This is a genomic window from Acinetobacter sp. (assembly GCF_049284435.1).
In the GTDB taxonomy this organism is placed as follows: domain Bacteria; phylum Pseudomonadota; class Gammaproteobacteria; order Pseudomonadales; family Moraxellaceae; genus Acinetobacter.
In genome coordinates, this window is record NZ_JBAPXX010000042.1 from 1 (window position 1) to 24,468 (window position 24,468).

The 24,468-nt window shown below is 44.0% G+C and carries 24 protein-coding genes, 1 other RNA gene and 1 pseudogene; 10 read left to right on the top strand and 16 right to left on the bottom strand.

The window, feature by feature from the left end; translation table 11 throughout:
• From WAK81_RS03095 to WAK81_RS03110, 4 genes are all read right to left on the bottom strand, one after another.
• Positions 1-83, bottom strand: an 83-nt coding sequence (locus WAK81_RS03095; RefSeq protein WP_032013650.1) for a transposase, incomplete at its 3' end; no start/stop codon positions are given.
• A 291-nt stretch (positions 84-374) separates the two neighbouring features.
• Positions 375-614, bottom strand: a complete 240-nt coding sequence (locus WAK81_RS03100; RefSeq protein ID WP_064101454.1) for a DUF378 domain-containing protein — start codon at positions 612-614, stop codon at positions 375-377.
• A 293-nt stretch (positions 615-907) separates the two neighbouring features.
• On the bottom strand, positions 908-2,242 hold the full coding sequence (gene pepP / locus WAK81_RS03105) for a Xaa-Pro aminopeptidase (RefSeq protein WP_422195645.1): 1,335 nt from the start codon (positions 2,240-2,242) through the stop codon (positions 908-910).
• 129 nt (positions 2,243-2,371) lie between these two features.
• Complete coding sequence (locus tag WAK81_RS03110) at positions 2,372-3,004, bottom strand: UPF0149 family protein (protein ID WP_422195646.1); 633 nt, start codon at positions 3,002-3,004, stop codon at positions 2,372-2,374.
• A gap of 64 nt (positions 3,005-3,068) precedes the next feature.
• Between WAK81_RS03110 and WAK81_RS03115 the strand changes: the two genes are divergently transcribed.
• The 3 genes from WAK81_RS03115 to ssrS all read left to right on the top strand — a co-directional run bounded on the left by WAK81_RS03115 (position 3,069) and on the right by ssrS (position 4,191).
• A complete protein-coding gene (locus WAK81_RS03115) occupies positions 3,069-3,626 on the top strand; it encodes a hypothetical protein (RefSeq protein ID WP_184412545.1) in 558 nt (185 codons plus the stop codon).
• Positions 3,623-3,910: a cell division protein ZapA gene (locus tag WAK81_RS03120; RefSeq protein ID WP_422195647.1), complete on the top strand. Its 288-nt coding sequence runs from the start codon at positions 3,623-3,625 to the stop codon at positions 3,908-3,910. Before WAK81_RS03115 ends, WAK81_RS03120 begins: the two co-directional genes overlap by 4 nt.
• A 97-nt stretch (positions 3,911-4,007) precedes the next feature.
• Positions 4,008-4,191, top strand: a non-coding RNA gene (gene ssrS, locus WAK81_RS03125) — 6S RNA.
• Positions 4,192-4,408: 217 nt separating this feature from the next.
• On the opposite strand, the gene WAK81_RS03130 is transcribed toward ssrS, so the two are convergent.
• The 7 genes from WAK81_RS03130 to WAK81_RS03160 form a co-directional block, all read right to left on the bottom strand.
• Positions 4,409-4,570, bottom strand: a complete 162-nt coding sequence (locus WAK81_RS03130; RefSeq protein ID WP_422195648.1) for a YqaE/Pmp3 family membrane protein — start codon at positions 4,568-4,570, stop codon at positions 4,409-4,411.
• Between the two features lie 304 nt (positions 4,571-4,874).
• Positions 4,875-6,161: a PQQ-dependent sugar dehydrogenase gene (locus tag WAK81_RS03135; protein WP_422195662.1), complete on the bottom strand. Its 1,287-nt coding sequence runs from the start codon at positions 6,159-6,161 to the stop codon at positions 4,875-4,877.
• Between the two features lie 319 nt (positions 6,162-6,480).
• Positions 6,481-7,188 carry a GntR family transcriptional regulator gene (locus tag WAK81_RS03140; protein WP_422195649.1) on the bottom strand — a complete coding sequence of 236 codons (708 nt, stop codon included), beginning with the start codon at positions 7,186-7,188 and terminating at the stop codon, positions 6,481-6,483.
• A gap of 12 nt (positions 7,189-7,200) precedes the next feature.
• A complete protein-coding gene (gene uca, locus WAK81_RS03145) occupies positions 7,201-10,800 on the bottom strand; it encodes an urea carboxylase (protein ID WP_422195650.1) in 3,600 nt (1,199 codons plus the stop codon).
• Between the two features lie 96 nt (positions 10,801-10,896).
• Positions 10,897-11,130: a hypothetical protein gene (locus tag WAK81_RS03150; RefSeq protein WP_422195651.1), complete on the bottom strand. Its 234-nt coding sequence runs from the start codon at positions 11,128-11,130 to the stop codon at positions 10,897-10,899.
• Positions 11,131-11,490: 360 nt separating this feature from the next.
• Positions 11,491-12,081, bottom strand: coding sequence for a hypothetical protein (locus tag WAK81_RS03155; RefSeq protein WP_422195652.1), 591 nt, complete (start codon positions 12,079-12,081; stop codon positions 11,491-11,493).
• A 201-nt stretch (positions 12,082-12,282) separates the two neighbouring features.
• Positions 12,283-12,765 carry a VOC family protein gene (locus WAK81_RS03160; RefSeq protein WP_422195663.1) on the bottom strand — a complete coding sequence of 161 codons (483 nt, stop codon included), beginning with the start codon at positions 12,763-12,765 and terminating at the stop codon, positions 12,283-12,285.
• A 440-nt stretch (positions 12,766-13,205) separates the two neighbouring features.
• On the opposite strand from WAK81_RS03160, the gene WAK81_RS03165 reads away from it, so the two are divergent.
• On the top strand, positions 13,206-13,787 hold the full coding sequence (locus tag WAK81_RS03165; RefSeq protein ID WP_422195653.1) for a 5-formyltetrahydrofolate cyclo-ligase: 582 nt from the start codon (positions 13,206-13,208) through the stop codon (positions 13,785-13,787).
• A 147-nt stretch (positions 13,788-13,934) separates the two neighbouring features.
• Positions 13,935-16,361 (top strand): endopeptidase La, encoded by a 2,427-nt coding sequence (gene lon, locus WAK81_RS03170; protein ID WP_422195654.1) that lies wholly within the window; start codon positions 13,935-13,937, stop codon positions 16,359-16,361.
• 71 nt (positions 16,362-16,432) lie between these two features.
• Here lon and WAK81_RS03175 read toward each other — a convergent pair whose 3' ends face one another.
• Complete coding sequence (locus WAK81_RS03175) at positions 16,433-17,365, bottom strand: M28 family peptidase (protein ID WP_422195655.1); 933 nt, start codon at positions 17,363-17,365, stop codon at positions 16,433-16,435.
• Positions 17,366-17,532: 167 nt separating this feature from the next.
• Between WAK81_RS03175 and rlmH the strand changes: the two genes are divergently transcribed.
• From rlmH to WAK81_RS03190, 3 genes are all read left to right on the top strand, one after another.
• A complete protein-coding gene (rlmH, locus tag WAK81_RS03180) occupies positions 17,533-18,015 on the top strand; it encodes a 23S rRNA (pseudouridine(1915)-N(3))-methyltransferase RlmH (RefSeq protein ID WP_004646335.1) in 483 nt (160 codons plus the stop codon).
• Positions 18,016-18,125: 110 nt separating this feature from the next.
• Entirely contained in the window at positions 18,126-18,902 is a 777-nt protein-coding gene (locus WAK81_RS03185; RefSeq protein WP_422195656.1) for a DODA-type extradiol aromatic ring-opening family dioxygenase, read from the top strand.
• A 127-nt stretch (positions 18,903-19,029) separates the two neighbouring features.
• Positions 19,030-19,803 carry a DUF4377 domain-containing protein gene (locus WAK81_RS03190; protein ID WP_422195657.1) on the top strand — a complete coding sequence of 258 codons (774 nt, stop codon included), beginning with the start codon at positions 19,030-19,032 and terminating at the stop codon, positions 19,801-19,803.
• Positions 19,804-19,874: 71 nt separating this feature from the next.
• Here the strand turns inward: WAK81_RS03190 and gdhA are convergent, their stop codons facing one another.
• Positions 19,875-21,218: an NADP-specific glutamate dehydrogenase gene (gene gdhA, locus WAK81_RS03195; protein WP_422195658.1), complete on the bottom strand. Its 1,344-nt coding sequence runs from the start codon at positions 21,216-21,218 to the stop codon at positions 19,875-19,877.
• Positions 21,219-21,567: 349 nt separating this feature from the next.
• Here gdhA and WAK81_RS03200 point away from each other — a divergent pair, with 349 nt between their 5' ends.
• Both WAK81_RS03200 and nth read left to right on the top strand, forming a co-directional pair.
• Positions 21,568-22,359, top strand: coding sequence for an RnfABCDGE type electron transport complex subunit B (locus tag WAK81_RS03200; RefSeq protein ID WP_422195659.1), 792 nt, complete (start codon positions 21,568-21,570; stop codon positions 22,357-22,359).
• Positions 22,360-22,362: 3 nt separating this feature from the next.
• Positions 22,363-23,076, top strand: coding sequence for an endonuclease III (gene nth / locus WAK81_RS03205; RefSeq protein ID WP_422195660.1), 714 nt, complete (start codon positions 22,363-22,365; stop codon positions 23,074-23,076).
• Positions 23,077-23,192: 116 nt separating this feature from the next.
• On the opposite strand, the gene WAK81_RS03210 is transcribed toward nth, so the two are convergent.
• The 3 genes and pseudogenes from WAK81_RS03210 to WAK81_RS03220 all read right to left on the bottom strand — a co-directional run.
• Complete coding sequence (locus WAK81_RS03210; RefSeq protein ID WP_005262313.1) at positions 23,193-23,405, bottom strand: hypothetical protein; 213 nt, start codon at positions 23,403-23,405, stop codon at positions 23,193-23,195.
• Between the two features lie 88 nt (positions 23,406-23,493).
• Entirely contained in the window at positions 23,494-24,153 is a 660-nt protein-coding gene (adk, locus tag WAK81_RS03215; RefSeq protein ID WP_422195661.1) for an adenylate kinase, read from the bottom strand.
• Positions 24,154-24,228: 75 nt separating this feature from the next.
• Positions 24,229-24,468, bottom strand: a pseudogene (locus WAK81_RS03220) (hypothetical protein); the annotation flags it as partial.

The window sequence follows — 24,468 nt, forward strand, 5'->3', positions numbered from 1 at the left end:
ACATCAGTGACAGAATATCCACGTTCAGTAATCAATTTAACAGCTTCATCTTTAAATTCTGGGGTATATCGTTGTCCACTCATAAGGTTCTCTCCTATGCAAAAAGAATAGACTAAATTTGTCTAGGAGAGTGGTGGCAGTCCATATCTAACTAAAGAGTGTCTACAAAATCGGTGGCTATTCAGTGATCATTAATCTTTAGCTAGGCATTGTTGTAGATCTGAGGATGATTCTATTAATAACGTATAAACACCTATATAAAAAACCCCGGAAATATACCGAGGTTTCTTTATCTTCCACACTATTTTATCCTCTCGACAAGTTACTCGAAGACATTATCCTATCTTGTAAGAAACTCGCGCAGGAGGATTAGCTTAACGCACAACATTGGTATGATGATCTGTATGGTGTACTGTTTTTCCAAGCTTCGTTCCTGTATAGATCAGGTACAATGCCGACAAACCAACCAATACATAAATAATTCGAGATAAGGCGCTCATATCACCAAAGATCGCAGCGACCAAATTAAAATCGAATGCACCAATTAAGCCCCAATTGATGCCACCAATGATTGTTAAAGCATAAGCAATCCAGTCAATCGTATTTAATCTCATAAGTGTTCTCCTGCTCTTATTTAAGTTTATTTAAGGATCAGAGAAAGTATGAGAATCTCAGCGCATTTAATATGTTGTTTTGATGCTAAAAACGGATTTTCTGTGTTGACTTCCTGTCAATTTTTAAGCTGTAAATTTTACTTAGGTTAGTTTTATTTGACTTGTTCGATATAAACGTAAGCTAAATTACTTTTTGATCGATGCAATATAGCTAGGAATTCTTGTTTAAAACGGCATAGAAATGTCATATAAAAAGCCGATCTCGCGATCGGCTTTCTGTATTTTTTCTCAAATTAAGCAGCGCGGGATTTCGCCATTAACGCTTCAATCTCTTCTACCGTTTTGACAACTTTCGCAGTTAAAACCAGCGGACCATTTGCAGTGGCCACCACATCATCTTCAATCCTGATGCCAATTCCACGCCATTTGGAATCCACTGTTTCATCATCAGGCGCGATGTAGAGACCCGGCTCAACAGTCACAACCATGCCCTCTTCATACGAGCGCCATTCACCATCAACCTTATAAGCACCGACATCATGCACATCCATACCGAGCCAATGTCCCGTACCATGCATGTAGAACTGACGGAAAGCTTCTTTTTCTATAATGTCGTCGATATTACCCTGCATCAAGCCAAGATCGAGCAAGCCCTGCACCAAAATACGCACTGCAACATTGTGCGGTTCTTTATACGAGTTACCAATTTGCACGGCATTGATCGCAGCGATTTGAGCATCCAGTACTACGTTATATAAGGCTTTCTGTTCCGGACTGAATTTACCATTCACCGGAAAGGTACGGGTAATGTCTGAAGCATAGAACTGATATTCAGCTGCAGCATCAATCAGGACCAAATCGCCATCTTTCAATTCTTTGTCATTTTCTACATAATGCAGGATGCAGGCATTCTGACCGCCACCGACAATACTGTTGTAGGCCGGAACACCGCCATTTTTGCCAAAGATATAATTCAGCTCGGCTTCCAGCGCATATTCCATCATGCCCGGACGTACTGCTAGCATCGCTTGAGTATGTGCATCAGCAGAAATATCAGAAGCAATCTGCATCAGTTCAATTTCATTTGCATCTTTATGCAGACGCATTTCATCGACAATACGGTCCAGCTGAATTACTTGCGCTGGCGCAGAAGTACCACGACGGCTTTCACCACTTGCAGTTGCAATCCATTTGGCGACACGCGCATCAAACTCTGCATGCTGTCCAATGCGATAAAATAACTGATCTTTATTTTGCAACTTTTCTAAAATTTCTTCATCCAGCAGATCAATCGCATAGGCTTCATCTGCATCATAATCCTGAATAGCCCCGTCAATACCCGCGCGGTAGCCGTTCCAGATTTCCATTTCCCGGTTACGTTCACGACAGAACAAACTGTAACTATAGCCTTCTTCTTCAGTGTCAAAGGTTTCAATCACAGCCACAGCTTCAGGTTCCGCAAATCCGGTTAAATAGAAGAAACTACTGTCTGCGCGGTATTTATAATCTGCATCACGGTTACGCATGGCTACCGGACTGGTCGCGATAATAGCGATACTGCGTAAACCGATTTCCCCTGCGAGGATTGCGCGACGTTCCTCAAAAACTGCCTGTGTCAATTTCTTCATTACACCTTACTTCTTATCGATCAATACTTTTATTTAGAATATAGTCTTGAAATCAGACTATAGATTTCACTGTAAACAGCAAAATATATGCCTGATTTCAAGCAGGTGATGACTCACCTCAGCATTTCATCAGCTTGGACGTTTAGGTGAGAAAATCTCGACCACACTTTGCGCTTCTGTAGCAGCGGCTTTAGGCTGATTTTTTTGACTAAATTGCTGTAAGAGTGGCGTTTCTTCAACTTCTACCTTTTTACGCCCTAAAGACAGGCTGACAGGAATCAGACGTACAAATTCGTACAATTCCTGATAGCTTTCTTCACCTTCGGCATCATCGTCCGAATCTTCAAATTCAACTGCGGCTACATCTTGTAAATGTTCAATCAGTTCAACTTCATCCTGACGGATATGTCCTGAAGCCAGTCCGAAACCTAAGACCACGCCGGCACACCAGTCCGCCAGAGCCTGTACGCGTTCTGAAAGCACATGCTCATCATCAGGCAGCAAAGGTAAATAATCCAGCTCATCTTCAGACAGTGCATGGAACACATCTTCAGCTTCGCCCGTCAATAACTCTAATGCTTCGGCATCCAGTTCAGGTACATCCAGTGTTTCTAAAATCTGTAACCACTCTTCACTGCTTGGCGCCTGGATGACACAAACAATGCCAGTTAGCAAACCATGTAGTTCGCTAGGGCTAGAAATTTCCTCAATTGAAGAAAAATTGCGGTGCCATTCGGTCCAACCTGAAATATCGTCTTGCATTCGTTTATCCAATCTTTATACTGCTTATATATTACCTTTGTTTGCAACACTGTGCGACCTCGATATGTTAGAAGAATTACAGCGTCTACAAGTGCAGATCGGCGTGTTAAAAACGCGACTTGCACGGCTTGAAAGTGAAAATTCCAGTTTGCGCGAAGAGCAAGACTCTTCAATGATGCAACATCAACAGCAAATTGAACAAAAAAACAGCGTGATTGCGCAAAAACAACAAGAAAATGAAAATCTGACAGAACAATTGACGGATTCTCGTGCCCAATTTCAACTGCTTAATAATGATGCAACTGCACTGGCAGACCGTTATGGCCGTCTGGAAAAAAGCTGTACCGACCTGAAAAACCGTTTTCAGGAAATTCTGGCTGAACGAAATGAACTGCGCGTGGTTAAGGAAAAGATGATCATTGAACAGCGTCATGCCCAGCAGGAAATTCAGCGTCTGACTCAGGAATCTGAACGTTTAACCCAGAAAAATGAAAATGCCAAAGCCAAGGTTGAAGCGATTATTCAACGTCTGGCGATTCTCGGTACTGCGCAGGATCATCATGCACAGGAAATTCAACAACTGGCCCATCCGACTGAAGCGACTGAGGAAGCCTCATCATGAGTGAACAAATTGCAATTGATCTCAGAGTATTGGGGCATAGTTTCCGTTTGGCCTCCACTCCTGACAAGCAGGAAGAATTAGAGCGCGCGGCACAGTTATTGAATGAGAAATACGATGAATTTCGTCGTAAAGCACCACGCATGGAACCTAGCAAGCTGATTATTATGGTGGCACTTGAGCTGATGCAGGAGGTCTTGAATATGAACAGATCACTGCAACAATATGCGCATTGCGAGCGTTTGTTACAAACTATTTTAGAAGAAGTTGAAGAACTGACTGAATAATCTCGAATTCTGTTTAAACTTCGGACATTCGACCGAACTGTTTACAGTTCATGAACAGCATAGAGTTGCCACACTGGGATTATTGTTTATAATTAACTTAACTCTGAGGTGTTCGCCAGCGGGTCTATTCCCCTGCCGATACTAACACTTATGGGTGTGTTCTGTATATTTAGAGTGTATGCCCATCTCCGTATGGGAAACCCAGCAAGTATACGTCGCATCCTCCTTGAACTCATCGGGTTCAGGGTAACGACACATGCAGCGGCATCTTCGGAGTACTTCAATTTCTTTTTCAAAATATAATTATAATTTTTCCTGAATTTCCTCTTATTTTAATTTTGTAGTATTTCTCTCGGACATTCCTCTAGATTCATTTTATCGATGTATTCATCATCTGGAATGCGAAAAAAATATTTAACTATAAAAAATATAGAGCTTAAATTGCTTTAAGTTAAATAAAGATGAAAAAAGCTTTTTAGTAACTCACTCCTCTATTTTTTAGGCGATTTTGTCCCGATATAAAGTATGCATCGCCCAGATTGCAGCAGGAATCCAGCCTAAAATCGAAATCTGAAGTATTAAGCACACTGTCGCTTCGGCTGGTCGATGAAGGGTCATAAATAATGACCAAGGGAAGATAAATGCAATAATTGATTTCATTTTTAAAATCCTCTTTTGCCATGTTGTAAATTCTTATATCCAGTTTTGATTGGCACTTAAAACTAACACTAAGATTTTTATATTTTTAATAGGATTAGCATAATCTCTGTACATGCTGTAATCACGCTTAAAAATATCCTGAAAGCCTAATTCAGCCAGCTTAAATGAAGCTTAAAAATTATTTTAAATCCGCTAGTCTTTGCATATTTTCAATCAAAGTATTGACATTTGAATGAAAATTCTTTGCTTCAACCTTGCTATCCAACAGGTCTAGATCTGAATAAAACCCTGAATCCTTAGACCTTTATTTACTTACTGCAGCTGGTCTACTCAAGGGTGATACTCGCCAGATCACATCACCGACATCATCAGCAACCAAAATGGCGCCTGAGGAATCTACCGCCACACCGACCGGTCGCCCATATGCATCGCCTTGATCGCTTAAGAATCCAGTCAAAATATCTTGAGGCGGGCTCATCGGTTGTCCATTTTGAAAGGGAACAAAAATCACTTTATAGCCACTATGCGGTTTGCGGTTCCATGAACCATGCTGGCCAATCAGCGCCCCATTTCGATATTGAGACATCAGATCTGCCCTATAGAAGGCCAAGCCCAATGATGCAGTATGATTGCCCAATGCATAATCCGGTGGAATTGCCCGCGCAACTAAAGCAGGGTTTTGCGGTTTGACCCGGGTATCTACATGTTGGCCATAATAACTATAGGGCCAACCATAAAAAGCGCCTTCTTTGACAGAGGTCAGGTAATCAGGAACCAGATCATTGCCGAGCTCATCACGTTCATTCACCACCGTCCAAAGTGTGCTGCTCTGGGGTTGCCAATCCATGCCATTCGGATTACGCAATCCGGTGGCAAAAGGTCGCGCTTGAGCACTGGCTATGTCAAATTCCATGATCAGTGCCCGGCCCTGCTCTTGATCCAAGCCATTTTCAGCGACATTGCTGTTAGAACCCACCGTGATATAGAGTTTGCTGCCGGCAGGATTAGCAATGACATTTTTGGTCCAGTGATGATTTAAACGACCTGCCGGTAAATCCAGTACCTTGATGCCTGCTGCTGTAATTTGAGTCGCACTGTTCTGATAAGGAAAGCGCATCAGGGCATCAGTATTCGCCACATACAACATATTACCGACTAGCGCCATGCCAAATGGAGAATTGAGATTCTGTAAAAATACGGTTTTTTGTTCAGCCACTCCATCTCCATTGCTGTCCCGAAGTAGACTGATACGGTTGGCACTGGGATGCGATGAACCTGCACGTTGCATCACCCATTCCATGATTTTGCCTTTGATCCCTTTGCTATCATCTGGCTTGGGCGGTGCATCCGTTTCAGCCACCAGCACATCACCATTCGGCAATACATATAGCCAGCGCGGATGCTGCAATCCCTTAGCAAATGCCTGAACTTTTAAACCTTTTGCTGGTGTCGGCATTTTACCTTCAGGCCAACCTTTGGCGGGCGCAATATTGACTGTAGGCAGCAAGCTTGATTTTGGTTTGGGCAAATGTGGCTGGGAACCATAACTGTCATTGATAGGCGACTTGGAAGGCATGGTACATCCAGTCATGGTTAGGAGAAGTGCACAGCTGGCACCCGTAAGTAAAAGTTGAATAGGCTGATGAAGCATTTTTATCTCTTGTTATTATCATCCTCAACTTACTTTAAAAAACAATTTGAGATGCCACTAGCGGGTTCTTGTTTTTTCTGGTTATGAATTGGTTATCAATTTTGAGTCAGGTCTGATGTTTTTCTTATTGTAAAAAGCAGTTTATATCTTTAAATGAACTAATGCCAAGCCATCCAGTCTGTTCTTAGCGTAATTTCTAAAGTTCGCTCCATTATTTGATCGAGGCTGGATTTCTTAAAGCTCATGCATCATGAGTAGCTTATGCAGGACGACAGGACAACATTTCTAGTGTGATTTTTTTCACCTCATTACGACTGTGTCGGATATGGGCATCTAATATAGAGACACAAAACGCTGCATCTTGTGCAAGTAATCCCCTTAAAATTTTTTGATGCTCGGCATAGGTCGCTGTAACCCGATAATCCTTGGAAAAATCCAGACGGCGTATGATGCGAATTTTCTCGCTGATCTCACTGTGAATTTTCGCCATTTCTGCATTGCCGGCTGCAAATACCAAATGACAATGAAATGCTTCATCTTGTGCGGATAACTGTCTGAGATCATAGACATACTGTTCTGGTTGAATACACCAGGTTTGAATCAAAATTTCCAGAGCAGCTTTCAACTGATCTTCATGCATCTGACAAAGTTGTTCGACTGCATAACATTCCAGCAAAATTCGCAGATCATATAACTCTTCATAGGCTTTAAAATTCAGCGGCCTGACCTGCCAACCACTTCTAAACTGAACCTCGACATAGCCTTCCTGCTGCAAACGATACAAAGCTTGCCGAATAGGTGTACGGCTTACAGCATAACTTTCAGCAATTTCCGATTCGGTAAACCGTTCTCCCGGCATCAGCTTAAAGTCAAAAATGTCATTTTTAATTTGCTGAAAAACCAGCTCAGACAGATTGTCTGAGCTTTTTCCTGTCGCTTTAGTGGCCGGATTGCGGACAAGTGTCATAGGTTGAATCCATTACTCCATATAGACCAGTGGCTCACCGCTATGCACGGTCTGACCCGAACGGCAGATAATCGCTTTAACGATGCCATCATCGTCAGCATAGACCGGCAACTCCATTTTCATTGCTTCAATGATGGCCACCGTGTCGCCTTTTTTCACAATCTGCCCAGCTTCTACAAAAATCTTCCAGATATTGCCGGTCATAGAGGCGTTGAGAGGAACATACTGGCTGTAATCGGTATCATCTTGCACCACTTCTATTTCTACAGGTGCATCAAAATCGTCTTTCCAGCGTTCCACCTCGGCACAAAAAGCAGCTTGCTGCTGTGCTTTAAAAGCGGCAATACTATCCTGTTCTGCAGCAAGGAAATCCTGATATGCTGCAAAGTCAAACTCGCATTCCTCAATTTTAATTTCTGCCAGACCATGGGCGAAATCAGCACGGAACTGATCCAGTTCGGCCTCAGTGACCTCGTAATATTTAATCTGGTCAAAAAAGCGTAAAAACCATTGCTGATCGCCAAACTGCTTGTTCTTTTTAAACTTGTTCCAGATCGGCACGGTACGGCCAATCAATTGATAACCACCCGGCGAGTCCATGCCGTAAATGCACATATACATGCCGCCAATCCCGACTGTGCCTTCAGCGGTAAAGGTACGTGCCGGATTATATTTGGAACTGAGTAAGCGGTGCCGCGGATCAATCGGCACTGCACAAGGTGCTGTCAGATACACATCTCCTAGCCCCAAAACCAGATAATTGGCATCAAAAATGATGTCCTTGACCTGTTGGCGGTGAATTAAACCATTAATACGCTGAATAAAATCGACATTATTCGGTAGCCATGGGGCTTTGGCACAGACACTTTCCTGATAACGCTCAACCGCCCCCAGAGTCGCTGAGTCCTCAAAGGCCATGGGTAAATGGATAATTCTTGAAGGTATTTTAATGTCACGTAAATCGCCCATCTGTTCTTCAAGACCAAGCAGGAAGTGAATCAGTTGCTGCTGGCTACACTGCAGACCATCATATTTAATCTGCAAGGATCGCACACCAGGTGACAATTCCAAGATACCGTCAAGATCAGCTTCACGGATCAGTTGCATCAAGCGGTGTACGCGCAGGCGCAGGGCCAAATCCAGTACGTTATCGCCATATTCCAGCAAAATATAACTGTCACCTGCCTGACGATATACAGCTTTTGGTGCATCTGGTGTGGCTTCACGCAATGCCAGGATACTTTCTGCCTGAACTGCAACGATTTCAGCCTCGTGGGTCATCTCTCCCTTGGCAAAGTTTTGGAGGGTTTGAATTTGCTGCCGCTCCAGCGCATTGGCCTGCTCTACCGAGATTGGATAGAAGCTAATCGTGTCATCGGCTTTCAGTTGACCAATTTTCCAGAGTTCAGCTTTGGCAATGGTCACCGGACAGACAAAGCCCCCCAGGCTCGGACCATCTTTGGCAAGGATTACGGGGAAATCACCGGTAAAGTTGATTGCACCAATGGCATATTCACAGTCATGTACATTGGATGGATGCAGACCCGCTTCACCGCCATTTTCACGCGCCCAGCTTGGCGTCGGTCCGGTTAAACGGATACCTAACCGGTTCGAGTTAAAATGCACTTTCCAGCTTGACGCGAAAAACTCCTCAATATATTCAGCTTTAAAGAAATCAGGTGCTCCATGCGGACCATAGAGCACACCAATTTTCCATTCCTTGCCATAACTTGGAATCAGAGCTGTTGCCAAAGCTTCAGGTTCTGCAATCGCTAAAGGTAGACCATCGGCAGGCAGCTCAGGATTCACCATCTTAATCATGTCGCCAGCACGTAATACTCGGCCTGCATGTCCACCAAAATCACCTAAAGCAAAGGTAGAACGGCTACCCAGATATTCCGGTACATTCAGACCATTTCGTACGGCTAGGTAGGTCCGGCAGCCGGATTCAACCTGTCCGATTTTTAGGGTTTGCCCTGCTTTTACCTGAATAGGCTGCCAGAAATTTACTGCTTCATCATCCAGAATTACCGGACAAGGTGCGCCAGTTAAAGCAATGATATTGTCTGTATGAAACTTGAGGGTCGGACCTTGCAGGGTAAATTCGAACCCGGCGGCTGCCTCGGCATTCCCGACAATTTTATTGGCCAGCCGGAAGGCATAATCATCCATTGGGCCTGAAGGCGGTACACCAATATCCCAATACCCGACACGACCCGGATAATCCTGAATCGAACTTTGCGTACCCGGCTGAATTACCTCAATCACATTCGGCACATATTTGAAATCATCCAGCATGCGTGTCCAGATCTGCATTTGCTCAAAACGTGGATCTGAAATAACAGTATGCACATAATCCAGATTGGTACTAATCCCATTTAGGCGGGTTTCAGCCAGTGCCGCTTTAAGAGCCGTAATCGCAGTTTCACGATCTTCAGCATGCACAATAATCTTGGCAATCATCGGGTCAAAGTATTGGGAAATTTCAGTTCCGGTACTCACCCAGGTATCAACCCGGACATTTTCCGGAAAAAAGACATCGGTCAAAATCCCTGGACTCGGCTGGAAGTTCTTGACTGGATCTTCGGCATAGATTCGTACTTCAATCGCTGCACCCTGAGGCTGAATACTGCTTAGATGCTTCCAATCCAAAGTATCGCCTGCTGCGATTTTCAACATGCATTCAATCAGGTCTAAACCGGTCACCATTTCAGTGACAGGATGTTCCACCTGCAAACGGGTATTCACTTCAAGGAAATAAAACTCGTCACGTGCTGCATCATAAATAAACTCAACCGTACCGGCACTGCGATATTTCACCGATTTGCCCAGTTCAACTGCCGCCTGATGCAGTTTTTGTCGCGTCGCTTCAGGTAAATGAGCCGCTGGCGTTTCTTCAACAACTTTCTGATTACGGCGCTGTAATGAACAATCCCGTTCACCCAAGGCCACAACCTGTCCCTGTCCATCTCCAAAAATCTGAACTTCGACATGACGGGCTTTATCCACAAAGCATTCCAAAAATACCCCGGCATCTTTAAAGAACTGCTCGCCCAAACGTTTTACACTTTCATATGCCTCCTGCAGTGCCTCGGCATCATCACAACGGGTCAAGCCAATCCCGCCGCCGCCTGCAGTGCTTTTTAGCATAATCGGATAGCCAATTTTTTCAGCTTCAGTTAAGGCTTCATCCAAACTATTCAACAGACCAGTACCGGGAGTCATCGGTACATTGGCAGCTGCGGCAAGTTCACGCGCCCTGTGTTTTAAGCCGAATTCCAGAATCTGCTCCGGTGTTGGCCCCATAAAGGCAATATTATTTTCTTCGCAGGCACGCGCAAAATCAGCACTTTCTGAAAGGAAACCATAACCGGGGAAAATTGCTTCAGCCCCAGTATTCTTGGCTGCAACAATCAACTTTTCAATACTTAAATAGGTCTCGCTTGGTTTGGCACCTTCTAAGGACACTGCAATATCTGCATCAATCACATGCTGTGCATAACGGTCCGTTTCTGAATAGACGACTATACTGGTTACGCCCATTTTTTTTAATGTGCGAATGGCACGAACGGCAATTTCGCCGCGGTTTGCAATCAGTACAGTCTTAAACATATGAATCCCCTATTATTTTATCTATTTTTTGAATCTGCTGAATGGATCTGTTTCATTTTTTTCTGATTCAGCTGCTGCATATAAACCCGCTATCGACTATGTTCGCTGCTCTCTGTCGTAGCCTTTGATGCATACCGTCCGCAAATACAGCTTTTTAAATGCATCGATTTTTGCTTGAAGAGGTGCAGCAGTCGCAACTGAAATCCAGATAAGTTCACCCACCTCAACATGGGTAGTGCGTTGAGCAAGATGATTCAGTGCAAGCTGTTTTTCCTGATGGACATCGCGCCACTTTCGGACTGTCCAGCCGATCATTTTCTGATGAAGCATTCTGTATCCAATCTTGTATCCAAGTTTGAATACAGTTATGCAGAACTTATGCCAGTTTAATTTTTTATATTATTTTCAATATTTTAATAAAATTTAAGATATATAAATTGGGGAAAATTTCATTGGATGGTTGTTTTTGGTTCAGCCTGTTTTCAATTCAGTGCAAAAATTATTCTGGAACTCATATTGCATGATCTGCATCATTTCAACTTTTGCAATGCTGATATAAAAGCCCATCTGTTGATGAGCTTTTAAGTGAACTATTCTATTTATAGTTTAGGGAAGTAATAAAAATTGAGTGTATTAAATACCTGAATTGAAAAGTTTGAATCAGCGTGCATTTGTCATTGCGATAATTCATTACTTCACAGGAATCATTAAGTGCTGATAAGGCGTCCCAGACCACATGACATAGGGTACAGCGGTATCCGGTTGCGTATGTTTAGGATACATATCATAGAAACGAGCTTCAGCACCGACGATCATGACATGGGGACCCGTTTTGACCCAATGATTGCCCGCACTAGGCTTCTTGGCATAGGGATCGACATTACTGGCATCCGTGCCGCCTGCCAGCATATACATGAAGCCTACTTTTCCGACTGTGGGCGGCTTATTCCCCATCCAGGCTTCTACCCATTCTAGAGCGGCCTGATCCATACACATTGGGTCTGGACCCGGAGTGGTCGGATTATCCGGCATACAGGTAAAACCATTATTGCCTTTGCGCAAGGTACGCATTTTGCCATCTGCACCGACAGCGACAATCGTGGCCGCAGCAGCTACTTTTTTAGGTGCGGCAGTCATGGCACTTGCAATGGCTTTCTTATCGGCGGCAGAGGAAGCTGCGCCTAAGCTGGCTTTGCCCGACATGGGCGGTTCAACGGCTAAAGCGGCAGGTGCAGACAGCGCGACCCATCCCGCCATAAGCAGTAATTGAGGAAAATTCATGGCACATTCTCCTTGAATCATCATGAAGAAATTGGGTTTAAGTTCAGATCAAGTTGGATTAATCTGTAATTTTTGTAACGTATCCTTATAGAGTTGAGGGATAATTTGAGTTGATCAAAAGAAAGGAGAAGATTTAACTGTTGCAGTGAAATTGCGCTACACAGCAATATCAACTGCAATGAAAGATAATATCTTTGGCGCTTAACCACGAAATGCCGCTTCGATCACGGAGATGTCAATTTTTTTCATGGTCATCATCGCATTAAATGCGCGCTTGGCCGCAGCACGGTCAGAACTGTTACAGGCATTGATCAGAACCACTGGCGTAATTTGCCAGGAAATGGCCCACTTGTCTTTACACCAGCCACACTCGCTTTCCTGACCGCCATTGCCAACAATGGCATTCCAGTATCGGTCTGTTTCTTCCTGGTCTTCAGTCGCCACCTGAAATGAAAATGCTTCGTTGTGTTGAAAGTCAGGGCCACCATTCAGTCCAATGCAGGCAACGCCCATCACCGTAAATTCGACGGTGATAACATCGCCTTCTTTTCCGGAGGGATAATCTCCTGGTGCAAGGTTGATCGCGTCAATGGAGGAGTCTGGAAAGGTTTCTGCATAAAATCGTGCTGCACCTTCGGCATCGTCATCGTACCAAAGGCAGATGGTGTTCTTCGCAATATTCATCATGTTCAATCTCCATTGATTTAGGTCTTACGCGCTCTGCCTAAGTACAATGTGTCTCATATATCAGTCGAGAATAGTCATATGATCCCTTGTCTATCTTTCACCAAAAAACAGAATAAACCTATTTTAGAATTGTATTTTTATTGATCGAAAGCTGTTTCAAAGTGCTTAAACTGATGCGTTTCCAGAGTTTGTCACTGAACGATGGATTGCTTGGAAAATCGTGAATCAACTAGATTGAATATCCCTTCTCATGACAATTTAAAAACCAGTGATGCAACAGCTTTTTAGTTTTTGAACTTTGAGAATGACGGCAAAATTAGCCGAATTTAAATAAGCAGATACGGAATAATATAAAATTGCAGCTCATAATTATTTTTTACTTTTCAAGAATTCCCACTTAGACTAGAGCACAATTTTGTTGCATATGCTTTTGCCCTATGACCATTCATGAATTAAGAAGATACCTTCGTAAAACGCGTCGTCATCTCTCTAAATTTGAGCAAAGGCAGTCCGCACAAAAAGTCCTAAACCGTCTGATCCGCAGTCCAGAATTTATTCATGCCCAACGTATTGGCTTGTATTTGCATGCTTTTGGGGAGATTCAGACTCAGGCGATTATTGAACGCTGCTTTAAACTGGGCAAACAGGTGTATCTCCCTGCAATTTGCGACATGAATCAGCAGCTGGTCTGGATTCGGATCAGTCAGCATCAATATCATAACAAGCGCTTTGCCCATCATCGGCTGGGTATGCGAGAGCCCATGAGCACCCGTGGTGTGCATGTTTCCAAACTGGATTTATTGCTCATGCCGCTACTGGCCTGTGATACTTCGGGCACACGGATTGGTATGGGCGGCGGTTTTTATGATCGTACCTTGGCATCTGCGCCCGGGCGTCCGTTCCGTCTGGGTCTGGCGCATGACTTTCAACTACTGGCACAGCCGTTAAAACGTGAAACATGGGATCAGCCCCTTGATGCCTTAATCACCCCGACAATTTTTATAAAGTTCAAACGTTAATTTTGCAATTTTACCCTTACTAACTACTTTAAAATCACATAATTAGTCATTTTTTATACAATTTAATCTTAACTGCCCTTGTATTTTTAAAATTACCCATCACTATTAAAAACATGGCAACACCGTTGTCACTCATTAGGAGTGCTCATGTCTGAAATTATTATGAATCAAGAAACCTTAGAGCCTCAGGTTCCAAGTGTACTACCCCTTTTAGCGCTGCGTGATGTGGTGGTTTATCCGCACATGCAAATTGCGCTGTTTGTCGGTCGTGAAAAATCGATCAATGCAGTTGATGTGGCTCGTAACAGTGACAATCTAGTATTTGTGGTTGCGCAAAAAGATTCGCTTACAGAAGAAATTGATCACGACAATTTATATCAATACGGTACTGTCGCGAAGATTGTGCAAGTTGTGAATCATGAAAATGATGAAAACTGTATCAAAGTCCTGATTGAAGGACTGCATCGTGCCAAGCTGAAAACCATCATTGACGAAAATGAGTATCTGACAGCAGAGTATGAACTCAGCCCAATGACGGTTACGGTTGATGAAGACACCCAAGCCGTACGCTTGCAAGAATTACGTGCGCTTTTCGCTCAATATGCAGAAGCGAAGCTACGTAATGCGCGTGAACTGATCACCGCAGCCAACAAAATTGAAGACCTGTTACAGTTATTATTCTTTGTAGCAACCCGTGTTCCATTGAATATTGATGTCAAACAGAAATTCCTGGAACAGGACGAATTCGAAGCACATCTGACTGAGCTGATGACCTATCTATTGCAGCAATCTGAAGAACAGCAGATTGAGCAGACCCTGCATGATTCGGTGAAACGTCAGATGGAAAAAAACCAGCGCGAATACTTCCTGAATGAAAAAATGAAAGTCATTCAGCGTGAGCTTTCTGATATGAACGGCGGCGCGGAAGATGATGTTGCTGAAATTGAAAAACGTCTTGCTGAAGCAGATCTGCCTGAGCATGTACGCAAGAAAGCTGAAAACGAATTCCGTAAACTGAAAGCGATGCAGCCTGCTTCAAGTGAAGCAGCAGTCGTTCGCAACTATCTGGAAGTCATTCTGGATACACCGTGGAATAAAGCCAGCAAAGTCAGCATTAACCTGAACAAGGCACAGGAAATTCTGGATGCAGATCACTATGGTCTGGACGATGTCAAAGACCGTATTGTGGAATATCTTGCGGTTCAATCGCGTGTAAAAAAACTGCGTGGCCCGATCCTATGCTTAGTCGGTCCTCCAGGTGTAGGTAAAACTTCACTCGGTGAATCGATTGCCAAAGCAACAGGTCGTGAGTTTGTGCGTATGGCCTTGGGTGGTGTACGTGACGAAGCAGAAATTCGTGGTCATCGTCGTACTTATATCGGTGCGATGCCAGGTAAAATCGTGCAGTCATTGACTAAAGTGGGCGTAAAAAACCCGTTGTTCCTGCTCGATGAAATCGACAAGATGGCACAAGACTACCGTGGCGATCCGGCCTCTGCGATGCTCGAAGTCCTCGATCCATCACAGAACAACAAGTTCAGTGATCACTATCTGGATTTAGATCTGGATCTGTCTGAAGTAATGTTTATCTGTACTGCGAACAGCATGAACATTCCTGAAGCCTTGCTGGATCGGATGGAAGTGATTCGTCTTCCAGGTTATACCGAAGAAGAGAAAGTCAATATTGCTGACCGCTACCTGGTACCAAAAGCCATTAAAAATAATGGTTTGCGTGCTAAAGAGTTAACTGTGCATGAAGAAGCGATTCGTGACATCGTGCGTCGTTATACCCGTGAAGCGGGTGTACGTAGTCTTGAACGTGAAGTATCCAAAATTGCACGTAAAGTGGTAAAAGAAGCAGTCAGCAAGAAAGCCAAAAACCTTCATATTGAAGTTAATGCAGGCAATCTTCCAGACTACTTGGGTCCACATAAATTTGACTACGGTATGGCGGAAGAAGAAGCACAGATCGGCCGTGTCAATGGTCTGGCCTGGACTTCGGTTGGTGGCGAATTGTTGACCATTGAGGTTGCGGCAGTTCCGGGTAAAGGTAAGTTCATTACCACCGGTTCTTTAGGCGATGTTATGAAAGAATCGATTACCGCTGCGATGACTGTGGTACGTACCCGCGCAGATGAGCTTGGCATCGAAGCCTCGCGCTTTGAAGAAACCGATGTTCATGTGCATTTGCCGGAAGGTGCGACACCAAAAGATGGTCCATCAGCAGGTTTGGCACTCACTACGGCGCTGGTCTCTGCGTTTACTGGTATCCCGATTCGTCCGGATATCGCGATGACAGGTGAAACCAGTCTGGGCGGCCGTGCACTGCGTATCGGCGGTTTAAAAGAAAAACTGCTTGCAGCCCATCGTGGTGGCATCAAGCTGGTGTTCATTCCACAGGAAAACGTACGTGACCTGGCGGAAATTCCAGAAAATGTGAAAGAAGGTTTAGAAATCAAAGCAGTGAAATCGATTGATGAGATTTTACCGCTGGCATTGACCTCTTTGCCAAAAGCTCTGGTTAAAGCACCTATTGTGAAAACCAAAGAAGAAGCGAAAGCAGCGCGTCATTAAGACTTGATACTTCATATCAAAACCTTGCTTCGGCAGGGTTTTTTATTGAGTTATTAAATAAAACAACTGAATTATGGCTGTAGCGCCATCGCAACCAGTCCATCAATCACATGGGTCATCTTGTTCAGATCAAGCTTGTCTAAAGTATCTAATTCGGTATTGTAATAAGGATTACGATAACTCGCAGTATCGGTAATCAGCATGGTCGAATAGTTGAATTTGGCATAATTCAAATAACCAGAAAAATTCATATCCTGAGCAAAACTTGGGCTGACAAAGCGTTGACACTCCAGACGGTTAAAATGCTGCATGGCATCACAATAATCTCCAGTCAGGCCAGTTGAGGCTAAATGCCCAATGGCTGCAATGAAATTGCCATGTCGTGGATAAATCCATTTCAGCCCTACCGGATAGCTCTGCACCTGATGTTCATCAAAATAGCCAATCGAATCCAGAATCACTACGCCCTTAATTTTCTGTTTCTGCTTTTTTAAAGACTTGGCATGCATATAACTGCCCATATGTTCTGTCTTGAAAAAAGGCGGCTCTTCCAGAGTATAGAAAGCAAATTCGACATCATGTTTGAGCTTGGATTTTTGCAAAGCGAGTAGTCTTGCCGTTTCCAGTAAACCCGCTACCCCTGAGGCATTATTATCAGCACCGTATCGGGCATTAAAGACATCATAGTGTGCCCCCATCACCATCTTGGTTTTGGCTTGAGTATCCAAACTACAGATGACATTTCGGTAACTCAGGTTATTGACCACATAAACCTGAAACTGGCATGGAATGCCAAAGCGCTGCATCTGCCCTTTGATCCAGGCAGATACCCGATTCAGCTCTTTCAGATTTTTATAATTTCGGTATTCATCGACACTCATGATCTGGCTAAAAAATAATTCCAGATGAGAAACCTGAGCATTTTTGCTCGAATTGGCTGCACAGAGACTTTGCCCCATGAGGCCTATCAGCAACAGCAGCACAGTACAACATCCTTTTATCATGACACTGTTCCGCATTTATTATTATTCCATTCCTTTATCAAGCGGATACTTGAACTACGGACATTAAAGCAACACTAAATCTCTCATTTCAATTTCAATTTGTTTCCCAGCTCAACTTCGTGTTGTTTGATCGTTATAATGAGGTATCCAATTATTGATCTGTCTGTATGAAAATCCGTATCCTGACCATTGGTCAAAAAATGCCAGCGTGGGTGCTGACTGGTTTTGAAGATTATTTCAAGCGTATTCAGCCTTTTGTACAGACCCAGATTATTGAACTGCCGATGGCCAAGCGCGGGAAAAATGATTCTGAAGCGGATATTCTGAAATACCGCAATATTGAGGGCGATAGCATTTTAAATGCGCTCAAGCAGAATGAAACCCTGATTGCACTAGAAGTGGGCGGACGCGAATTCAGTACCGAAAAACTGGCTGAAACAATGAAAGGCTGGATGCTGGAAGGCAATGATGTAGCACTTGCGATTGGCGGGCCAGATGGTCACTCGGAAGCCGTGCGTAAAGCCGCGGCATGGCACTGGTCACTTTCCAAGTTAACCCTGCCGCATCCACTGGTACGTGTCATGCTGATTGAGCAGCTCTATCGTGCCATGAGCATCAACAATAATCATCCTTATCATCGGGCAGGCTAATGATTTTGCTGAAGCGTTCTTTATATGCAACGTTTTGTTGAATAATCTCTCCTGCTCTTATTTCTATTTTTCATGCATTATTGAGGCATCTTCTAGATGTGGTTTGAATTATGAACTTACAAACGTTGCCCGGCTTATTTATTTCTCATGGCTCTCCTATGCTGGCGCTCAATCCTGAGCAAGTGGGTCCTGCCTTGCATCGTTTGAGCGAAAATCTGCCACGCCCGGAAGCGATTATTGTGATGTCCGCGCATTGGGAAAGTGATGCGCTGGAAGTCAGTAGCGCAATTCGCCCAGAGACCTGGCATGATTTTCGTGGTTTCCCGCCCGAACTGTATCAATTGCGCTATCCTGCACCGGGAAATCCTGAACTGGCCGAAAAGATCTTAGGCTTGCTGGCCAATGCCGGTTTTTCTGCACATGCCAACAGTACCCGTCCGCGTGATCATGGTGTATGGATGCCGCTGCTACATATGTATCCAGATGCCAACATTCCCGTGGTAGAAATTTCCTTACCCATGTCGATGAGCGCGGATGAGATTTATCAGATTGGTCAAAGCCTCACACCTTTACGTGAACAGCAAATCTTGCTGATTGGTTCAGGCAGTATTACCCATAACTTACGTGAATTGTCTTGGGATGGAACGGCTGCTGATGTACCCGAATGGGCTTCAGGTTTCCGTAATTTTGTGGTGCATAAACTGACACACAGTGATTATGACGCGGTACTGGACTGGTCCAATATTCCACATATGGCGCGGAATCATCCAACGCTGGAACATTTTGCTCCGATTTTCTTTGCGATGGGTACAGGTCAGCGTTTTAGTCTGGTGCATAGCAGTTTTACCATGGGTTCACTCGGCATGGATATTTATCGCTTCGATTAATCTTGCTTCAGCGCTAAAATCTTAATGATGGATACATTTTGCAACTCAAAGCTGCGAAATGTATCCATATTTTTTTGCAATCTATCCATTATTATTGTTTGAACTTTATATACTTCATTATAAGTCCATGAAATTAAAATTTATTGTGCTGGCATTATTGCCTTTAACTTTTGCAGCCTGTCAGTCCAGTGATATTCAGCAAGCTGGAGATCTTGCAGTGACCATCATTCAACAAAAAAATGCAGATCAGATTCTTCCAGCCTATCACTGGGAACTGAATCGTGGATTAGAACGACCCGTTGTACTGAGTTTCAACGCTCAAGGCCGGCTGAGCGCCGTGACGGGCTGTAATGGACTCGGGACGACCTGGTCAGTCAAAAACAATATCATCACCACCAGCGAAGTTGTAGGCACTGAAATGGCCTGCGATGCAGCATTGATGGAGCAGGAACGTTTTGTCAGCCAGCTTTTGCAGAAGCGTGACATTCCTTTTACGCTCAATGCTACGAATCCTAATAAGCCGACCCTGACGTTGATGGCCAAAAATGGTCAAGCATATGAATTTACCGGGAAAATGACTCCGGAAACCAAATACCAAGGTCAGGCTGAAACAATTTTTCTGGAAATTTCCCCCGACACTAAACAATGTACCGGCGTAGCCCAACAAAGTTGCTTGCAAGTCAAAGAAGTGACATATGATCAGAATGGCCTGAAAACTCAGGTGGATAAGGACTGGACTTTATTTTATGATCAGATTGAAGGTTTTCAGCATTCACCGAATGAACGGCAGATTATTCGGGTCAAACGTTTTGAAATCAAGCATCCGGCAGCTGATCAATCGAAATATGCCTATATTTTTGATATGGCGGTTGAGCGTGAATTAGTTAAGGGTGCTCTCTAAGACTAAAAATACCAGACATAAAAAAACCGGGGCAACAGCCCCGGTTTTTTTCAGCTTAGACTAAGTCAGACTTAGAATACACCTTGAGCAAGCATCGCATCAGCAACTTTTACGAAGCCAGCAATGTTTGCACCGTCTACATAGTTCACAGTACCGTCTTCTTTAGTACCGAATTTTACGCAGTTGCGGTGAATTTCTTTCATGATTGCGTGTAAGCGCTCATCAACTTCTTCGAAAGTCCAGCCTAAACGCAATGCATTTTGCGACATTTCAAGACCAGAAGTTGCAACACCACCTGCATTTGATGCTTTACCTGGAGCATAAAGAATTTTCGCTTCAACGAATTTCTCAACCGCTTCAAGTGTAGAAGGCATGTTCGCACCTTCAGCTACACAGATTACACCGTTTGCAAGAAGTTTAGCAGCGTCGTCTGCATCCAGTTCGTTTTGAGTCGCACATGGCAATGCGATATCACACTGGATACCCCAAGGACGTTGTCCTTCAAGATATTCGAAACCGTGTTTAGAAGCGAACTCTGAAATACGGCCACGTTTTACATTTTTAAGTTCCATGACTTCAGCAAGAAGCGCATCAGTGAAACCGTCTTTAACGTGAACTGTGCCCGCAGAGTCAGAAAGTGAAACCACTTTCGCACCGAGGTACATTGCTTTTTCAGCAGCATATTGCGCAACGTTACCAGAACCTGAAATCGCAACGACTTTATCTTTGAAGCTTTCGCCACGAGACTTGAGCATTTCCTCAGCGAAATACACAGTACCGTAACCCGTTGCTTCCGGACGTGCCAATGAACCACCGAAAGTTAAACCTTTACCAGTGAATACACATGCAGTGTCGTTACTTAATTTTTTCATCATGCCGGCCATGTAGCCCACTTCACGACCGCCTACACCAATATCACCTGCAGGGATATCTGTGTTCGCACCAAGGTGACGATACAGCTCGATCATTAAAGCCTGGCAGAAACGCATGATTTCGCCTTCTGATTTGCCTTTAGGGTCAAAATCAGAACCGCCTTTACCGCCACCCATAGGAAGTGTGGTTAAAGCATTTTTAAATGTTTGCTCAAAGCCTAAGAATTTTAGGATTGAAAGATTCACTGAAGGGTGGAAACGCATACCACCTTTAAATGGACCGATCGCTGAGTTGTATTGTACGCGGAACGCACGGTTTACTTGAGTCTGACCTTGGTCATCTACCCAAGAAACTCGGAACTGGATCGCACGTTCTGGCTCAACTAGACGCTCTAGTAAACCATGTGCTGCGTATTGTGGATTCTTTTCAATGAACGGCCACAAACTGGTCATCACTTCTTCTACAGCTTGAAGAAATTCTGGTTGATGTGCATCACGTGATTTTACGTAATCTAGGAACTCATTAAGTGTGTTGTATTTCAACGCTTAATCCTCAGCAGAAAATGGATCAAAATTGGTCAAATTTACAATCAATGTTAAATTTTGGCGCAAAATATTAAATATCTTTTGTAACTAATCTACAATACTTTTTTTGAAAATACTTTAAAATTAATTTGATAACAAATATTTATATTGATTATGAAATTTTTTCCTATGTCAGGAAATGCCAATCGAATCAAGGCTTACATTCAGATTTATGCCTAATAATAAGGCATAACTTGACCCTTAATTGCGCACGACTTAGTAGTTTAAAAGTATGTTAAAATTAATGAATCGACATATTTTGTTTCACTTACTCTCTCATGCTTGCCATGAGTAACGCTGGTTATACATGAATTCGCCCATTTCTCTGGTCCAATCGATTGACGCTTTACTCCCTCAAACCCAATGTGGACTCTGCGGGCACCGTGACGGATGTTTACCTTATGCCCAGTCGATTGCTGAGGGTGAAAATGCCAATAAATGTGTGCCGGGCGGACAGCCTGTTGCCGATGCTTTGGCTGCATTATTAAATCGTCCTAAACTTGTGGCAGAAGAAAGTATCTGGCCAGTTCAAGCCGATGGTCGACCTCAGCGCATCAAAGCTGTAATTCGTGAAGATGAATGTATTGGCTGTACCAAATGTATTAGCGCCTGCCCGGTCGATGCAATTATTGGCTCCGGTAAACTGATGCATACCATTCTGGCCGACCTGTGTACCGGCTGTGAGCTGTGTATTCCGCCTTGTCCGGTAGACTGTATTGATCTGGTTAAAGATCCACAGCCCTTACCGACTGAAGCACAGCGCATTGCAGAACAGGATGATCTGCGTCTGCGTTACTATGCCCACATCCAGCGTGAAGAAAAACGGCGTACCGATCGTAAGGGACCTGTAGTCCGTGCAGAAATCGATACTGCCCTGTTTGCCCGTTTCTCAGCTTTAAATGAGCAACTTCCCGTGATTGAAGTCGCGAGCAAGCCAGAGAATGCACCTATAGCCCTCGATTCCAAGACCACGATTGAACTGGCAAAACTACGTACCCAAATCAAAAAGCTGGAAAAACAACTTTCGGTTCGTGAAGATGCTCGAAAACGTACCCAACTGGAAGAACTGACACAGCAATTACAGGCTTTACAGGGATAGAACATGACCACAGCAAAGACCAAGCCTGTTAAAAACATGACCAAAAAGCAGATTCAGACCTTTTTTGAACGCCTACGTGAACAGCGCCCTAACCCAAAAACCGAGCTGAATTATGCCAATCCCTTTGAATTGCTGGTTGCGGTCACGCTCTCTGCTCAAGCCACCGATGTCAGCGTTAACAAAGCCACAGACAAACTCTTTCCAGTCGCCAATACACCAGAAGCAATTTATGCGCTAGGTGTGGACGGCTTGAAGGAATATATCAAGACCATTGGTTTATATAACTCGAAAGCGGTCAACGTGATTAAAGCCTGCGAGATGCTGATTCAGAAGCACAATAGCGTGGTACCGGATAATCGTGCGGATCTTGAAGCCCTGCCGGGTGTAGGTCGTAAAACGGCGAATGTGGTGCTGAATACGGCATTTGGTCAACCGACCATGGCGGTTGATACCCATATTTTCCGGGTAGGTAATCGTACCGGACTAGCGGTTGGCAAAAATGTACTGGAAGTTGAACACCGTCTGGTCAAAGTCATTCCCAAGGAATTTATCATTGATTCACATCACTGGCTGATTTTACACGGTCGTTATACTTGTATTGCACGCAAACCGAAATGTCATGAATGTGTAGTATCCGATGTGTGTAACTGGCCCGACCGATTCGAGTTTGGCGCAGCCCGCTCGATTGCAGTAAAAAATATTGAGCTTGCTGAATAGAACGGTGCGATTAAGCTGGGATAAAAATAGGTGACCAATGTGTCACCTTTTTATCGACTTTGAGAATTCTGCTTTTCTTTCAAACTGGATTCTTAGCTGAGCTGAACCATTGTGGATTATTTATCCTGATCTTGTTCAGCCTTTTCCTGCTGCTTGCGCTGTTCAAGTTCAGCTTGTAATTTTGGGTGGAGCTGGCGCTCAGGTCGCTTCGCTGCATTTTCTGCACGTTCTTCCTGACGTACTTTGTTTAGCATTTTAAAACTGATATAGAACAGACCCACCAGTACTGCCAGAAAGACTACCATCAACACCAATACGCCAAATTTCATAGCAACAAGTACCCTGTTCAAATACGCAATAAAAAAGAGCCCTAATATGACTTAGGGCTCTCCGATTGTCAAAATCATCGTCAGCCGATTATTTTGCCTGATCCAGAATCGCGAAAAGATCAGTCTGAACTTCATCGATTGGACGTAAACCGTTTAACTTGTCATAAGTTGGTGCATTTTCACCAGACGCTGCACGACCTTGGTAGAAACCGACCAGTTGCTCGGTTTCAGTATGGTAAGAACCTAGACGCTTACGAATGGTTGCTTCCAGATCATCAGGACGCTGAACCAGATCTTCACCAGTTTCATCATCTTTACCTTCCACTTTTGGCGGATTGTAAACGATGTGATACACACGGCCAGATGCCGGGTGCTGACGACGGCCAGAAAGACGTTGTACGATCTCTTCATCTGGTACATCAATTTCAATCACGTGATCGATATTGATGCCTTCATTTTCCAAAGCTTCTGCTTGAGGAATGGTACGCGGGAAACCATCAAAAATGCAGCCATTTACACAGTCAGGTTGCGCAATACGCTCTTTCACCAGACCAATGATCAACTCATCAGAAACCAAACCGCCATTGTCCATGACACTTTTAGCTTGTAGACCTAATTCAGTTCCTTCACGAATTGCAGCACGGAGCATATCACCGGTTGAAATTTGTGGGATATTGTAGCGCTTACAGATCAACTGAGCTTGTGTACCTTTACCTGCTCCAGGTGGTCCGAGTAAGATAATGCGCATATATAAACATCCTCATTTAAACAATATGTATGACGCCACGACCACAATCGCCCGATTGTGTCCCCCGGCATCTCATTATAAGAAAGCCACAAACAAATGGATTAAACCCGCGATAAAACCGGTTACCCCACCCAATAAAATCAGAATCCATTCATCTTCCTGAAATGCAGGACGTAAAAGGTTCTGAAACTCTTTCGGAGTCAACTCGCGTATGCGGTCTCTAAACATTTGATAGATTTTCTGTGCACGGCTCGCATTAAATGCTGGGTCGCATACAGGCACCATCGTAATTTCAATCGAGCGATCGATCAAGTC

Excerpts from the sequence above, each read along its gene's own strand:
- WAK81_RS03100 (WP_064101454.1), bottom strand. The coding sequence starts at position 614 with ATGAGATTAAATACGATTGACTGGATTGCTTATGCTTTAACAATCATT.
- pepP (WP_422195645.1), bottom strand. The coding sequence starts at position 2,242 with ATGAAGAAATTGACACAGGCAGTTTTTGAGGAACGTCGCGCAATCCTC.
- WAK81_RS03110 (WP_422195646.1), bottom strand. The coding sequence starts at position 3,004 with ATGCAAGACGATATTTCAGGTTGGACCGAATGGCACCGCAATTTTTCT.
- WAK81_RS03115 (WP_184412545.1), top strand. The coding sequence starts at position 3,069 with ATGTTAGAAGAATTACAGCGTCTACAAGTGCAGATCGGCGTGTTAAAA.
- WAK81_RS03120 (WP_422195647.1), top strand. The coding sequence starts at position 3,623 with ATGAGTGAACAAATTGCAATTGATCTCAGAGTATTGGGGCATAGTTTC.
- WAK81_RS03130 (WP_422195648.1), bottom strand. The coding sequence starts at position 4,570 with ATGAAATCAATTATTGCATTTATCTTCCCTTGGTCATTATTTATGACC.
- WAK81_RS03135 (WP_422195662.1), bottom strand. The coding sequence starts at position 6,161 with ATGACTGGATGTACCATGCCTTCCAAGTCGCCTATCAATGACAGTTAT.
- WAK81_RS03140 (WP_422195649.1), bottom strand. The coding sequence starts at position 7,188 with ATGACACTTGTCCGCAATCCGGCCACTAAAGCGACAGGAAAAAGCTCA.
- uca (WP_422195650.1), bottom strand. The coding sequence starts at position 10,800 with ATGTTTAAGACTGTACTGATTGCAAACCGCGGCGAAATTGCCGTTCGT.
- WAK81_RS03150 (WP_422195651.1), bottom strand. The coding sequence starts at position 11,130 with ATGCTTCATCAGAAAATGATCGGCTGGACAGTCCGAAAGTGGCGCGAT.
- WAK81_RS03155 (WP_422195652.1), bottom strand. The coding sequence starts at position 12,081 with ATGAATTTTCCTCAATTACTGCTTATGGCGGGATGGGTCGCGCTGTCT.
- WAK81_RS03160 (WP_422195663.1), bottom strand. The coding sequence starts at position 12,765 with ATGAATATTGCGAAGAACACCATCTGCCTTTGGTACGATGACGATGCC.
- WAK81_RS03165 (WP_422195653.1), top strand. The coding sequence starts at position 13,206 with ATGACCATTCATGAATTAAGAAGATACCTTCGTAAAACGCGTCGTCAT.
- lon (WP_422195654.1), top strand. The coding sequence starts at position 13,935 with ATGTCTGAAATTATTATGAATCAAGAAACCTTAGAGCCTCAGGTTCCA.
- WAK81_RS03175 (WP_422195655.1), bottom strand. The coding sequence starts at position 17,365 with ATGATAAAAGGATGTTGTACTGTGCTGCTGTTGCTGATAGGCCTCATG.
- rlmH (WP_004646335.1), top strand. The coding sequence starts at position 17,533 with ATGAAAATCCGTATCCTGACCATTGGTCAAAAAATGCCAGCGTGGGTG.
- WAK81_RS03185 (WP_422195656.1), top strand. The coding sequence starts at position 18,126 with ATGAACTTACAAACGTTGCCCGGCTTATTTATTTCTCATGGCTCTCCT.
- WAK81_RS03190 (WP_422195657.1), top strand. The coding sequence starts at position 19,030 with ATGAAATTAAAATTTATTGTGCTGGCATTATTGCCTTTAACTTTTGCA.
- WAK81_RS03200 (WP_422195659.1), top strand. The coding sequence starts at position 21,568 with ATGAATTCGCCCATTTCTCTGGTCCAATCGATTGACGCTTTACTCCCT.
- nth (WP_422195660.1), top strand. The coding sequence starts at position 22,363 with ATGACCACAGCAAAGACCAAGCCTGTTAAAAACATGACCAAAAAGCAG.
- WAK81_RS03210 (WP_005262313.1), bottom strand. The coding sequence starts at position 23,405 with ATGAAATTTGGCGTATTGGTGTTGATGGTAGTCTTTCTGGCAGTACTG.
- adk (WP_422195661.1), bottom strand. The coding sequence starts at position 24,153 with ATGCGCATTATCTTACTCGGACCACCTGGAGCAGGTAAAGGTACACAA.